This window comes from Stenotrophomonas sp., assembly GCF_059505245.1.
Genome location: NZ_JCACKF010000022.1, coordinates 19196 through 32625 on the forward strand (window position 1 = coordinate 19196; position 13430 = coordinate 32625).

The 13430-nt window shown below is 68.9% G+C and carries 13 protein-coding genes; 6 read left to right on the top strand and 7 right to left on the bottom strand.

The genetic code is table 11. The features are described from left to right. Positions 1-47 precede the first annotated feature (47 nt). Positions 48-347 (top strand): DUF2388 domain-containing protein, encoded by a 300-nt coding sequence (locus AC5JLE_RS09590; RefSeq protein ID WP_049408767.1) that lies wholly within the window; start codon positions 48-50, stop codon positions 345-347. A gap of 10 nt (positions 348-357) precedes the next feature. Then, positions 358-2253, top strand: a complete 1896-nt coding sequence (locus tag AC5JLE_RS09595) for a DUF7844 domain-containing protein (RefSeq protein WP_440579850.1) — start codon at positions 358-360, stop codon at positions 2251-2253. On the opposite strand, the gene AC5JLE_RS09600 is transcribed toward AC5JLE_RS09595, so the two are convergent. Both AC5JLE_RS09600 and AC5JLE_RS09605 read right to left on the bottom strand, forming a co-directional pair. Further along, entirely contained in the window at positions 2231-3307 is a 1077-nt protein-coding gene (locus AC5JLE_RS09600) for an ATP-binding protein (protein WP_014646977.1), read from the bottom strand. The two genes, AC5JLE_RS09595 and AC5JLE_RS09600, sit on opposite strands and share 23 nt — an antisense overlap. Continuing rightward, positions 3307-4023, bottom strand: a complete 717-nt coding sequence (locus AC5JLE_RS09605) for a response regulator (protein ID WP_014646978.1) — start codon at positions 4021-4023, stop codon at positions 3307-3309. The genes AC5JLE_RS09600 and AC5JLE_RS09605 overlap by 1 nt, the downstream gene beginning before the upstream one ends. Positions 4024-4152: 129 nt before the next feature. Here AC5JLE_RS09605 and AC5JLE_RS09610 point away from each other — a divergent pair, with 129 nt between their 5' ends. The 4 genes from AC5JLE_RS09610 to AC5JLE_RS09625 all read left to right on the top strand — a co-directional run bounded on the left by AC5JLE_RS09610 (position 4153) and on the right by AC5JLE_RS09625 (position 9656). After that, positions 4153-5301 (top strand): efflux RND transporter periplasmic adaptor subunit, encoded by a 1149-nt coding sequence (locus AC5JLE_RS09610; RefSeq protein WP_032959482.1) that lies wholly within the window; start codon positions 4153-4155, stop codon positions 5299-5301. 36 nt (positions 5302-5337) lie between these two features. Then, a complete protein-coding gene (locus AC5JLE_RS09615) occupies positions 5338-8487 on the top strand; it encodes a multidrug efflux RND transporter permease subunit (protein WP_197557043.1) in 3150 nt (1049 codons plus the stop codon). After that, positions 8468-8860, top strand: a complete 393-nt coding sequence (locus AC5JLE_RS09620; protein WP_049408771.1) for a nuclear transport factor 2 family protein — start codon at positions 8468-8470, stop codon at positions 8858-8860. The genes AC5JLE_RS09615 and AC5JLE_RS09620 overlap by 20 nt, the downstream gene beginning before the upstream one ends. Before the next feature lie 94 nt (positions 8861-8954). After that, the gene (locus tag AC5JLE_RS09625) at positions 8955-9656 is read left to right on the top strand and encodes a COG3650 family protein (RefSeq protein ID WP_481453726.1); all 702 of its coding nucleotides are present in this window, start codon (positions 8955-8957) and stop codon (positions 9654-9656) included. A 119-nt stretch (positions 9657-9775) separates the two neighbouring features. Here the strand turns inward: AC5JLE_RS09625 and yeiP are convergent, their stop codons facing one another. The 5 genes from yeiP to AC5JLE_RS09650 all read right to left on the bottom strand — a co-directional run bounded on the left by yeiP (position 9776) and on the right by AC5JLE_RS09650 (position 13349). After that, entirely contained in the window at positions 9776-10342 is a 567-nt protein-coding gene (gene yeiP, locus AC5JLE_RS09630) for an elongation factor P-like protein YeiP (RefSeq protein ID WP_005409468.1), read from the bottom strand. 49 nt (positions 10343-10391) lie between these two features. Next, positions 10392-11162 (bottom strand): SDR family NAD(P)-dependent oxidoreductase, encoded by a 771-nt coding sequence (locus tag AC5JLE_RS09635; RefSeq protein ID WP_496065246.1) that lies wholly within the window; start codon positions 11160-11162, stop codon positions 10392-10394. A 101-nt stretch (positions 11163-11263) separates the two neighbouring features. Beyond that, positions 11264-12160 (bottom strand): hydroxymethylglutaryl-CoA lyase, encoded by an 897-nt coding sequence (locus AC5JLE_RS09640; RefSeq protein WP_496065247.1) that lies wholly within the window; start codon positions 12158-12160, stop codon positions 11264-11266. Then, the gene (locus AC5JLE_RS09645) at positions 12157-12558 is read right to left on the bottom strand and encodes a VOC family protein (RefSeq protein WP_496065248.1); all 402 of its coding nucleotides are present in this window, start codon (positions 12556-12558) and stop codon (positions 12157-12159) included. Before AC5JLE_RS09645 ends, AC5JLE_RS09640 begins: the two co-directional genes overlap by 4 nt. A gap of 2 nt (positions 12559-12560) precedes the next feature. Next, entirely contained in the window at positions 12561-13349 is a 789-nt protein-coding gene (locus tag AC5JLE_RS09650; RefSeq protein WP_014037048.1) for an enoyl-CoA hydratase/isomerase family protein, read from the bottom strand. Positions 13350-13430 lie beyond the last annotated feature (81 nt).

Sequence of the window (13430 nt, forward strand, 5' to 3'; positions counted from 1 at the left end):
CACGTACCCGTTACGCTCCACGCACCTTCACAACCGGCTTCGAACCGATGACCCGTCCGCTTCTGCTGCTCGCCCTGCTGTCCCTGCCGCTGGCCGGCTTCGCTTCCAGCTTCGCTGGCACCTCGGCCGGTTCGGCGACCGGTGCCTCCTCCGGTTCCTCGGGCAGCAGCTCGGGCGACGACAAGGTGGTGCAGGCCGCGCGCGACGATGCCGCTGCGTTCGTCGCCAGCGACGGCCAGATCCGTGGCGCCCGCCTGCAGGCCGCGCTGGTCCACCTGCGTGAGCAGAGCGCTGCCGCACAGCAGCAGAGCGACCTGGAACTGGCCCGCGCGCTGCTGGCACGTTGATGCGGGCTGCATGACCTCGGCGTCATCGCTTTCTGCAGAGCCGAGCCATGCCCGGCTGGATGCCCGGCGCACCCGGATCGCAACAGCAGCCGAGCAAGGCTCGGCTCTACGGAAGCACAACGGGCGGTGCGGGTGGATCGCCGCATTGGCATGGCTGCTCATCCCTTCCGTCCACGCGGCTGATCGGCTGCAGCTCGATCCCTCCGGTCTCGATCCGGCGCAGCAGCAGCTCGCCAGCCAGACCCTGGCCGACGTGCAGTCCCTGCTGCCGGAAGGCCTGCTGCGCGCTTTGCCGGCTCAGGTGCAGGTGCGCTGGAGTGATGACCTTCCCGCCGAGGTGCACGGGCGCGCTTTCGCCGGCCGCATTACGTTGCGCCGCACCCTGCTGGATGACGGCATGCCCGGCAACCGCCGTGCGCGCCGCAGTGCGCTGGTGCATGAACTGACCCACGTCGCCGACCGTGGCGGTGCGAACTGGTCGCAGAGCGTGCGATGGCGTGACCTTGCGGGCTGGCAGCGCAGGCCCTGGCACCTCGGCCGGGGCGATAACGATTTCCGTGATCGCAGCCCGGATGTCTATGAACTGGCGAACCCGGCCGAGTACCTGGCCGTGAATGCCGAGCATTTCGTGCTCGACGGCGAGTTCGCCTGCCGGCGGCCCGCGTTGGCGCAGTGGTACCAGGCGCATTTCGGAACACCACCGTCGCTGCCACGGCCGCGGTGCGCCACGACGCTGCCCCTGCTCCAGGCCGAATCGGAGGAGGGCGCTGCATCGCTGCTGCAGCTCGACCCGGCGCGCGTCTACGCGGTGGACTACCTGTTCGCCGAAGGCAGTGCGCAGCCGATGAGTCGCTGGGGCCACAGCATGCTGCGGCTGGTGGTCTGCAAGCCGGGCCGCGTACCTGGGCCGGACTGCCGCCTGGACCTGGAGTACCACCGCGTGCTGTCGTTCCGCGCGTTCGTGGGCGACGTGCAGATATCCAACTGGCGTGGCCTGACCGGCGGCTATCCGTCGCGGCTGTTCGTGCTGCCCCTGCAGCAGGTGGTGGACGAGTACACCAAGGTCGAGCTGCGCGGGCTGCAGTCGCTGCCGCTGCAGCTGGGCCGCAGCGAAATCGCCAGCCTGCTCGAGCGCACCGCGCAGGTGCACTGGAGCTATGACGGGCGCTATTACTTCGTCAGCAACAACTGCGCGGTGGAAACCGCCAAGCTGCTGCAGGCCGGGGTGCCGCGCCTTGGCGAGGCGGGCCTGGCCCAACTGAGTCCGCGCGGCCTGAAGCGGCGACTGGTGCGGCTGGATGTGCTCGACGAGAGGGTACTGGCGGACCGCACTGCAGCGCAGGCGCAGGGCTACTACTTCGCCTCGGCGCGCGACCACTACCAGCAGTTGTTCGCAGTGGCCGCGGCCCAGCTGGCCTTGCCCGCTCGTGATGTGCGCGGCTGGTTGAAGCTGCCTGCACAGCAACGCGCACCGTGGCTGCTGCAGGGTGACCTGCGTGCCAGCGCCGGCCTGTTGCTGCTGGAACAGGCCGCGCAGCGGCGCGCCGAGCTGCGCGCACGCGATGTGCTCAAGCGGCAGCTGCTGGCCGCACCGGACAGCGCTGAAACGCGCAGCCTGCGCGGGTTGCTGGAGCAGAGCGGGCAGTGGCTGCGCCCGGGGACGCTGCTGCAGGACGACGGCTATGGATTGCCTCTGGGCGACGAGCAGGCGCTGCTGTCCGCGGCCGTGGCCACTGCCAGTGCGCAGGCGGTCCCGGCGTGGCAGGCATTGCGCGTCCAGCTGCGCCAGCAGCTGCCGATCCGCCAACGCGAGGAAATGGATGCGATCGACGCCAATCTGGCCGCACTCGGTGCACACCTGCGTACGCAGGCAGCCCGCCCGGCTACTGGCGCGGCAGTTCGATGACGAAGCGGCTGCCGCCGGCGCTGCCCGGGATGCAGTAGACGCGGCCACCGTGCGCGTCGGCGATGGCCTTGACCACCGCCAGGCCGAGCCCGCTGCCGCCGCCCTGGCGCGAGCGCGAACCGTCGCCACGCATGAACGGGGTGAAGATATCCGCGTGCAGTTCCGGGTCGATGCCCGGGCCCTCGTCTTCGATCGCCACCTGCACATGGCCGGGCGTGTCATGCACTGCAATCCGCACCTTGCCCGGACTGGCATAGCGCCGCGCGTTCTCCAGCAGCGCCAGCAATGCCTGGCGCAGGCGGGTCGGGTCGCAGTGCGCGTTGTGTTCCTCGCGGCTGGTTTCCAGCTCAAGCACGAAGCCGGCGGCGCGGAACTGTGGATCGACCAGGGTCATCACCGAATGCACCTCGGCCACCACGTCGGTGCGCGCGCGACGCACGTCCAGCCGCGCGTTGTCGGACAGGCTCAGCACGCGCAGGTCCTCGATCAGCCGTGACAGCCCTTCGACCTGGGCCAGCAGGCTGCGGAACTGCGACTCGTCTGGCTGGAACACACCCTCTGCCAGCCCCTGCAGGCGGCCACGCAGGATCGTCACCGGTGTGCGCAGCTCATGGGCGATGGCCGCGTGCCACATCGCGCGCTCGCTCTCCATGTGCTGCAGGCGGCGCGCCATCGCATTGAAGTCCTCGACCAGGGTCGCCACTTCGCCCGGCGAATTTTCCTCGACGCTGGCGCGTGCACCCAGGTCGCCGCCCGCGAGCGCACGCACGCTGTCCACCAGCGAATTCAGCGGCGACAGGATGCGGTGGGCGAGGCGGAACGAGGCGGCGATGGCCAGCGCCAGCCCGGTCAGGATCACGCCCACCATCCATGCCAGTTCCGGGCCGGTCGGCAGCCAGCTTTCCGGCTCCTCGGCACTGCCGGGGAAGAACTCGACCAGCACCGCGTACAGCAGCCACGATGACAGGATCATCATCACGATGACGCCGATCACCATCAGCGACATCGAAACGATGATGTGGCGGCTCAGCCCGGAGCGGCGCAGGGAGGGCATCAGCGATCGGCCATCAGCCGGTAGCCGACGCCACGCACGCTGGCTGGGACGTTGACCATGCCCACTTCATCCAGCTTGCGGCGCAGCTTGCTGACATGGCTGTCGACGGTGCGCTCCAGTGCTTCGCTTTCCGGCAGGCATTCGTGCATCAGCTCGCTGCGGCTGAAGATGCGCGTCGGCGCCAGCGCCATGCAGTGCAGCAGCTTGAACTCGGTGAGGGTGAGCAGCACTTCGTGGCTGTAGCCTTCGCCCTCCACGTGCACCGCGTGGGTGGCCGAGTCGATCAGCAGCGGGCCGACGCGCAACGCGGTGGGTGCGTCCACGCGCGCGGCGCGCAGCGTGCGCCGCAGTACGGCGCGCACGCGCGCGGCCACCTCGGCCGGGTTGAAGGGCTTGACCACGTAGTCATCAGCGCCCATCCGCAGCGCGGTCAGCTTGTCCAGGTCCTGGTCCAGTGCGGTCAGCATGATCACCGGCGTCTCGCCGCGCTGGCGCAGCTGGGTCAGCACGCTCCAGCCGTCCAGGCGCGGCAGCTGCACATCGAGCAGGACCAGGTCGGGCCGGGCGCTGCGGTGCAGGTCCAGTGCGCTGTGGCCATCGGCGGCGCGCAGCGTGCGCAGTCCTTCGCGTTCCAGGTAGGCGCAGAGAATGTCAGCGATCTCGGCCTCATCCTCGACGATCAGGACGAGGGCGGCGAGGGCAGGGGAGGCATGCATGCAGGGGCGGGGCCGTAAGGTGCTTGCCTCCATCGTATCTCCACAGTTCCTCCATCGAAACCCCATCATCGCCACGCAGACTGCGCGCTTCAGAACCTATCCGCCGCCTGCGCGGCATTGTGCACAGCAATGAGAACCTTCAGGACTCCGGTCGCGTTGATCGCGGCCCTCGCCTTGGCCATGACGGCCTGCTCCACTCCCGAAGCCACCCCCGAGGCGGCGCCGCGCGTCAGCGTGATCAGCGTCGGCCCGCAGGTGGTGCAGCGTGACGACGAACTGCCAGGCCGCGTCGCGGCGGTGCGCACCGCGCAGATCCGCGCACAGGTGGGCGGCATCGTGCAGCGGCGCCTGTTCGACCAAGGGGCGGAAGTCAGTGCAGGCCAGGCCTTGTTCCAGATTGACCCGGCAGCGTTCCGGGCCGACGTCGATTCGGCGCTGGCCGCACTGCAGCGCAGTGAGGCGGCGTTGGGCCGCAGTCGCGTGCAGTCGCAGCGCCTGCACGCCCTGGCTGCCGCGCAGGCGGTCAGCCAGCAGCATCGGGACGACGCCAGCGCCGAGTACGAGCAGGCACGCGCGGCAGTGAATGAAGCGCGCGCGATCCTGTCCCGTCGCCAGCTCGACCTGCGCTATGCCACGGTCAGCGCACCGATTGCCGGCCGTATCGATCAGGCATTGGTGACCGAAGGTGCGCTGGTCGGCGTGGCCGATGCCGAGCCGATGGCCGTGGTACAGCAGATCGACCAGGTCTACGTGGATGTGCGCCAGCCGGCGGCGCAGCTGGAGTCGCTGCAGCGCAGTGCGGCCGGCGGCGACAAGCTGCCGGTGACCATCATCGGTGCCGCCGGCAAGCCGCTGCCCGAGCGTGGCCAGCTGCTGTTCTCCGGTATCAATGTCGATGCACGGACGGGTGATGTGATCCTGCGCATCCTGGTGGACAACCCGCGGCGGCAGCTGCTGCCCGGCATGTATGTGCGCGCGAGGGTGCCGCGGGGTGCCCCGGCCAGTGCGTTGACCGTGCCACAGCAGGCCGTGCTGCGCAGCGCCGGTGGCCAGGCCTATGCCTGGGTGATAGGCGCCGACGGCAGGGCGGTGATCCGCACGCTGGAGGTGGACGGCAGCGTCGATCGCCAGTGGCTGGTGCGCGCGGGCCTGAAGGCCGGCGAGAAAGTGGTGGTCGAGGGCCAGGAGCGCCTGCAGGAAGGCGTGGTGGTCGATGCGCGCGACTGGCAGAAGCCGGTCGCCAGCGCCGGTGCGGTGCAGGCCGGCAGCAAGGGCTGAGCCTTTCCCGGGACAGCCCCTCCAGGAAAATCCAACATGGCACGTTTCTTCATCGATCGCCCGGTGTTCGCCTGGGTGCTGGCGATCTTCATCATCCTGGCCGGCGCGCTGGCGATTCCGCGCCTGGCCGTGGAGCGCTATCCGGCGGTCGCGCCGCCCAGCGTCAGCATCTATGCCAGCTACCCGGGTGCGAGCCCGCAGACGTTGAACGATGCGGTGGTCGGCCTGATCGAGCGCGAGCTGTCCAGCGTCAAGCATCTGCTTTACTTCGAATCGTCGGTGGACACCTCCGGCGAAGCCTCGATCACCGCCACCTTCAAGCCCGGCACCAATCCGGAACTGGCGCAGGTGGACGTGCAGAACCGGATCAAGGCGATCGAGCCGCGCCTGCCGCGCAGCGTGCGGCAGAACGGCCTGTTCGTGGAGGCCGCCGATTCCGGCTTCCTGATGCTGGTCGGCCTGCGTTCGCCGGATGCCAGCGTCAGCGAGGCCGCGCTGGGCGATTTCATGGCGCGCAACATCATCGAAGAGCTGCGCCGCATCGATGGCGTCGGTCGCGTGCAGTTGTTCGGTGCCGAGCAGGCGATGCGCGTGTGGCTGGACCCGACCCGGTTGACCGGCTACGGCCTGACCATGGGCGATGTGGCCACTGCCATCGAGCAGCAGAACCTGGAGATCTCGCCGGGGCGCATCGGTGATTCGCCGGGTGTTCCAGGCCAGCGCATCACCGTGCCGCTCAGCGCCGACGGCCAGTTGTCCACGCCGGAACAGTTCGCGGCGATCGTACTGCGCGCCGGGGCCGACGGTTCACGGGTGGTGCTGGGTGATGTCGCCCGCGTCGAACTGGGCGCGCAGAGCTATGCCTGGGGCACCCGCGAGGATGGCCATCCGGCCACCGCCGCCGGGGTGCAGCTGCGGCCGGGCGCGAATGCGGTGCGCACGGCGTCGGCGGTCCGTGAGCGCATGGCGGAACTGGCGCCGCTGTTGCCGCGCGGCGTGGAGGCGAGCATCCCGTTCGACACCGCGCCGTTCGTGAAGATCTCGATCCAGAAGGTGGTGCAGACGCTGCTGGAGGCGATGCTGCTGGTGTTCGCGGTGATGTACCTGTTCCTGCAGAACTGGCGCTACACGCTGATTCCTGCGCTGGTCGCACCGATCGCGCTGCTCGGTACCTTCGCGGTGATGCTGGCGCTGGGCTTCTCGATCAACGTGCTGACCATGTTCGGCATGGTGCTGGCGATCGGCATCATCGTCGACGACGCGATCGTGGTGGTCGAGGGCGTGGAGCGGATCATGGCCGAGGAGGGCCTGCCGCCGCGCGAGGCGACCATCAAGGCGATGCGCGAGCTGACCGGCGCGGTGATCGGCATCACCCTGGTGCTGACCGCGGTGTTCATTCCGATGGCCTTGGCCAGCGGCTCGGTGGGCGCGATCTACCGCCAGTTCACCGTGGCGATGGCGGTGTCGATCCTGTTCTCGGCGCTGCTGGCACTGAGCCTGACACCGGCGCTGTGCGCGACCCTGCTGCGCCCGAACACCCACGGCCATCATGGTCGTGGCGGGCTGTTCGGCGCCTTCAATCGTGGCTTCGAGGCGTTGACCGGGCGCTACCAGCGTGGCGTGGCCTCCGTGCTGCAGCGAAGCGGCCGGGTGATGGGCGTGTTCGCCGCGCTGGTGGCGGCGCTGCTGCTGGGCCTGCACTGGCTGCCGGGCGCGTTCCTGCCGGAAGAGGACCAGGGCTATTTCATGACCTCGATCCAGCTGCCGGCCGAAGCCACCGCCGAACGCACGCTGGCGGTGGTCGAAGCCTACGAACGGCACGTGGCCTCGCGCCCGGGCATCGGCTCCAACCAGTCGATCCTCGGTTACAGCTTCTCCGGTTCCGGCCCGAGCGCGGCGCTGACCTACACCATGCTGAAGGACTGGGGTGAGCGTGCTGGCGCCACCGCGGCCAGCGAGGTGGAGGCCGCGCAGCAGGCGATGGCCACGGTTGCCGAGGGTGAGGTGATGAGCGTGATGCCGCCGGCGATCGACAGCCTGGGCCGTTCGTCCGGGTTCTCGCTGGCCCTGCAGGCGCGTACCGGGCAGAGCCAGGCCGAGCTGCGCGCGGCCCTGCAGCAGCTGCTGAAGCTGGCCGAGGCCAGTCCGCTGCTGTCGGAGGTGCATGCCGATGGCCTGCCGGCAGGTACCAGCGTGCGGCTGGACATTGATCGCGCCAAGGCCGAGGCGATGGGCGTGGGCTTCGAGCACATCAGCAGCACGCTGTCAGCGGCGATGGGCTCGCAGTACGTCAATGATTTCCCCAACAAGGGCCGGTTGCAGCAGGTGATCCTGCAGGCCGACGCGCCGCATCGCATGGAACTGGAGGACGTGCTGAAACTGTACGTGCGCAACAGCGAGGGCGGCATGGTGGCGTTGTCGGAACTGGTGACCCCGAACTGGACCGAGGCGCCGCTGCAGCTGCAGCGCTACCTCGGCTTCCCGGCGTTGAATCTGTCCGGCGCACCGGCCTCCGGCGTGTCGACCGGCCAGGCCATGGCGGAGATGGAGCGGTTGGCCGGGAAGCTGCCGTCCGGTTTTGCCCTGCAGTGGACCAGCCAGTCGCTGCAGGAGCGTGAGTCGGGGGCGCAGGCGCCGTGGCTGCTGTTATTGTCGATGCTGGTGGTGTTCCTGGTGCTGGCGGCGCTGTACGAGAGCTGGTCGATTCCGCTGGCGGTGATGCTGGTGGTGCCACTCGGCCTGCTCGGTGCGGTCGCCGCGGTGCTGTTGCGTGGCATGCCCAACGATGTGTTCTTCAAGGTCGGCATGATCACCGTGATCGGGCTGTCTGCGAAGAACGCGATCCTCATTGTCGAGTTCGCGCGGCAGCTGCAGCAGCAGGGGCGCGGCCTGGTCGAGGCGGCATTGGAGGCAGCCAGGCTGCGCCTGCGCCCGATCGTGATGACCTCGCTGGCATTCGCGCTGGGCGTGGTGCCGCTGATGCTGGCGCAGGGCGCGTCGAAGGAAACCCAGCAGGCGATTGGAACCGGTGTGTTCGGCGGGATGGTCAGTGCGACCGTGCTGGCCGTGTTCTTCGTGCCGGTCTTCTATGTAGTGGTGCAGGGCGCGCGGCAGTGGATCGCGCAGCGCCTGCGCAGGCGCCGGCCGATGCCGGGAGGAACCGTGGATGGAACGGAACATCGTTGAAGATCTGCATGAGCAACAGTTGATGGCGCTGGAGCAGCGCCTGTGCGCTGCGCTGCTGGAAAATGACCACGATGCGTTGAACGCGCTGGTATCGCCGGCCTTGTTCATGATGGAAGGCCACGGCGGCCGCATGCTCGATCTGCCATGGCTGGGCGATTGGCTGGCCGGCAGCTTGCAGGTGCGAAGCCTGCAGCTGCACGCGGTGGAGACGCTGCTGTGTGGCCGCCTGGCGTTGCTGTCCAGCGACGTGCGGTTGTCCGTGTGGCGGCAGGGCCGGGAGCGTGAAGTGAAGCTGCGCCTGCTGCGGGTCTGGACCTGCAGTTCCGGCGGCAGCGGTGCGCAGCTGTTGTCGATGGCGGTACTGGCCGCGTGAGTACGGTCAGGCCGCTTTCAGGCCGCTTTCAGGCCGCGCTCACCGGCAGGTGGTAGGGTCGAAGGTCTCTGTAGTGTCGACAAGGAGTCGAGCCATGCGTGTAGTTCCCAGTCTGTTGGCAGCCTCGCTCGGGTTGGTGCTGGCCGCGTGCCAGCCGGCCCAGGTACCCGCTGCGGGCGGCACCGATGCCGCGCCGCCGGCGGCGCCCGAACCGGCTGCCAGCACCAGCGCCGGTACCGGCAGCGAGACCACGTACCAGTGTGGTGATCTGAGCGTGCGCGCGACTTTCAATGGCGAGGATGCGGCCACGGTGGTGATCGGCGAACGTACCTTCGCCATGACCTCCGAACGTGCGGCGTCGGGTGCCAAGTACGGTGATGGCCAGGGCAACAGCTTCTGGACCAAGGGCAGCGATGACGGCCTGTTGAGCCTGAAGGGCGAGGCGGACCGCGAGTGCCATGCGGTCGAAGCGACCGAAGGCGATGGCAGCGCGGGCACGGCCGCGTTCCGCGCCACGGGCAACGAGCCGGGCTGGTTGGCGGTCGTCGATGGCGACGCGCCGGGCCTGCGGGTGGAAGTTGACTATGGCGAGCGTCGCTTCGACGTCGCCACGCCCACCGAAGGTGCTGACGGTTGGAGTGGCAAGGCGTCCGACGGTACCGACGTCAAGCTCAGCTTCCAGCGCACCACCTGCCAGGACGACATGAGCGGCGAGGCGTTCGATGCCAAGGTGAACCTGACCATCGGCACCCGCCAGTACCACGGCTGCGGCAACTTCGGTGCGAAGCAGCCGTGAGCCTTCTGTAGAGCCGAGCCCACGCTCGGCTCTACACGATCGCTACATCCGATGCGCTGCCCGCTGCCTGCGGCGAGCACGCCGCAAGCAGGGACAGGCAGCCGATCAGCGCAAGGCGCTTAGTCGGCGCGGCCGGCGAATTCGCCGGTGGCGGTGTTCACCAGCACGCGTTCGCCGTTGACGATGTACTCCGGCACCATGATCTCGATGCCGGTGTTGAGTTTGGCCGGCTTCGGGCGCTTCGTGGCAGTGCCGCCCTTCAGTTCCGGCGGCGTCTCGATCACTTCCAGCACCACCGAGGCCGGCAGCTGGATCGCCACCGGCTGCTCGTCGATCACCTGCACGTAGATGCCGGTCAGGCCGTCGGTGATGTAGCCGGCGTCATCGCCGATCACGTCCGCGTCCAGGGTGTAGGGGGTGTAGTCCTCGTCATCGAGGAACACGAAGGCATCGCCGTCCTTGTACGAATAGGTGGACTGGCGGCGCAGCAGTTCGACCTCGACCAGGTTGTCGTCGGCATCGAAGCTGGCATCGAGCTTGTTGCCGCCCGGCACGCTGTACATGATGAAGCGGAAGCGGACGTTGCCGCCGCGACCCTGCGGCGAGCTGCGCTCGATGTCGCGGATCTGGTACACGCCGTTGTTGTACTCGACGACGTTGCCCTTCTTGATGTCGTTGGCTTTCATGGTGATCTAGGTCGTTGGGGGAGGGCGCCGTCCCGGCGCCCGGGGGGAATCACTTCGGAGCGAGGCGGGTAGCGCCGTCCAGGCGGATGGTCTCGCCGTTGAGGTAGGTGTTGCCGAGGATGAAGCCGACCAGGCTGGCGAAGTCTTCCGGCTTGCCCAGGCGCGACGGGAACGGGATCGAGGCGGCCAGCGACTGCTGCACGGCTTCGGGCATGCCATCGACCATCGGCGTCCAGAACACGCCAGGAGCAATCGTATTGACGCGGATGCCGAAGCGCGACAGTTCGCGCGCCATCGGCAGCGTCATCGACACCACGCCGCCCTTGCTGGCGGCATACGCGGCCTGGCCGATCTGTCCTTCATAGGCAGCGATGCTGGCGGTGTTGATGATCACGCCGCGCTCGCCGTCTTCGCCGGCGTCGTTGTGCTGCATGCGGTTGGCCGCGGCCTTGGCCACGTTGAAGCTGCCGACCAGGTTGACCATCACCGTGCCCTGGAAAGCGGCCAGCGGCATCGGGCCTTCCTTGCCCAGCACGCGGCCGGCGCCGAGGATGCCGGCACAGTTCGTCGCCACGTTCAGGCCGCCGAGGAAATCGTGGGCCTGGTCGATGGCTGCAGCCACGGCCGCCTCATCGCTGACGTTGACATTGAAATAGCGGGCCTTGTCGGCACCCAGCCCGGCAACGGCAGCTGCACCCTTGTCGTCGTTGAGGTCGAACAGAGCCACCTTGCCGCCCTGGGCGACGAGGTGCTGGGCCACGGCCAGGCCGAGGCCGGAGACGCCGCCAGTGATCACGGCACGTACGGAAGACAGCTGCATTGCACGGTCCTGCAGGTTCGAGAACCGCCGATTCTAACGGAAGCGGCGACCGTCGCCGTTGTGCGCTGCGCCGCCCGAGCGGGAGCGGCGCAGCGGGGTGCTCAGCCGGCCGCTGCGAGCGCCTGGCCGGTGCGGCTGGCGGTGGCGCGGCCGAGCAGGCCGGCCAGCCAGCGGCCGGTCTCGGCCAGTGCCGGCAGGTCCACGCCACTGTCCAGGCCCAGGCCCTGCAGCAGGTAGACCACGTCCTCGCTGGCGACGTTGCCGCTGGCCCCCTTCGCGTACGGGCAGCCACCGGCGCCTGAGACTGCACTGTCGACCACGCGCACGCCTGCTTCCAGGCAGGTGGCGATGTTGGCGATGGCCTGGCCGTAGGTGTCGTGGAAGTGCACGGCCAAGGCGTCCATCGGGATCTCGGCAGCGACCGCCTGCAGCATCGCCCGTGCCTTGCGTGGGGTGCCGACGCCGATGGTGTCGCCCAGCGAGATTTCGTAACAGCCCATCTGGTGCAGCGCGCGCGCCACCCGCACCACGTCGGCCAGCGGCACCTCGCCCTGGTAGGGGCAGCCGAGCACGGTGGAGACGTAGCCGCGCACGCGCACGCCATCGGCGGCGGCGCGGCGCAGGATCGGCTCGAACCGGGCCAGCGATTCGTCGATGCCGGCATTGGTGTTGGTGCGGTTGAAGGCCTCGGACGCAGCGGTGAACACCGCCACTTCCTCCACGCCCACCGCGCGGGCGCGGTCGTAGCCCTGTTCGTTCGGCACCAGTACCGGGTAGTGGATGCCCGGCCGGCGCTGGATGCCGGCGTAGACCTCGGCGGCATCGGCCAGCTGCGGAATCCACTTCGGGCTGACGAAACTGGTCGCCTCGATGCTGCGCAGGCCGGTGGCCGACAAGCGGTTGATCAGTTCGATCTTGTCGGCGGTGGACACCGACTGCTTTTCGTTCTGAAGGCCGTCACGCGGGCCGACCTCGACGATGCGGACGTAGTCGCTCATGCAGCCACCTCGCCGATGGGGCGATGGCAGACCGCTTCGATGTTGTTGCCGTCCGGGTCGAGCACGAAGGCGGCGTAGTAATCCGGGTGGTACCACGGGCGCAGGCCCGGCGCGCCGTTGTCGCGGCCACCGGCGGCGAGGGCGGCGGCGTGGAAGGCGTCCACCTGCGCGCGGCGGGCGCAGGCGAAGGCCACGTGCACGCCGTGGCTGGCGGTGCCGCCATTGCCGAGCCAGAAGAACGGCTTGCCGTCGCTGCCGAAGCCGATGTGGTCGTGGTCGCCGGTCTGTTCGGCGCTCACTTCCATCACCACGCCGATCTGCAGCGGCGCCAGCGCCTGCAGGAAGAAGGTCTTGCTGCGCGCCAGGTCGGCGCTGGTCAAACCAAGATGATCGAGCATGTTCAGGCTTCCGTGACCCAATGGGGGGCGCGCTTGTCGAGGAAGGCGCCCAGGCCTTCCTGGCCCTCGGCGGACACCCGCAGGCGCGCGATCAGGGCGGCATTATCCCGATCCAGGGCGTCGCGGTCATGGCTGTCGCGGACCTGCCGGACCAGCTGCTTGGCGGTGGACGAGGCGATCGGGCCGGCCTTGTCGAGCAGGGCCAGCTGGCGCTCCAGCGCTTCGTCCAGGCGCTCGGGCTCGACCAGCTGGTGGACCAGGCCGATGCGCAGTGCGGTATCGGCGTCGAAGTGCTCGCCGGTGGCGAACCAGCGCCGCGCCTGGCGCGGGCCGATGGCCTCGATCACGTAAGGCGAGATCACCGCCGGCAGCAGGCCAAGGCGGCTTTCGGTCAGGCCGAAGCGGGCCGAGGTGCTGGCGATGGCAATGTCGCAGCAGGCAACCAGGCCGACGCCGCCACCGAAGGCCGCGCCGTGGACCCGGGCCAGGGTCGGCTTGGGCAGCTCGTCCAGGGTGCGCATCAGCCGTGCCAGTGCCAGCGAGTCCTCGCGGTTGTCGGCCTCGCTGGCCGCCGCCATGCCGCGCATCCACTGCATGTCGGCACCGGCCGAGAAGGAGGCGCCGTGGCCGGCGACCACCACGGCCCGGACCGAATCATCGCGGCCGGCGGCTTCCAGCGCGGCGGTCAGCCGGGCGATCAGGCTGGCGTCAAAGGCGTTGTGCAGCTCCGGCCGGTTCAGCCAGAGGGTGAGGACGGCGCCACGGCGCTCGATCTGCAAAGCATCGTTCATGGGATTCCAGGGTCACTCCATACCTGTATGGATCATAGCGGGCCATTGGTCATGGGCCATGACGCGACGCGGGAATGTTAG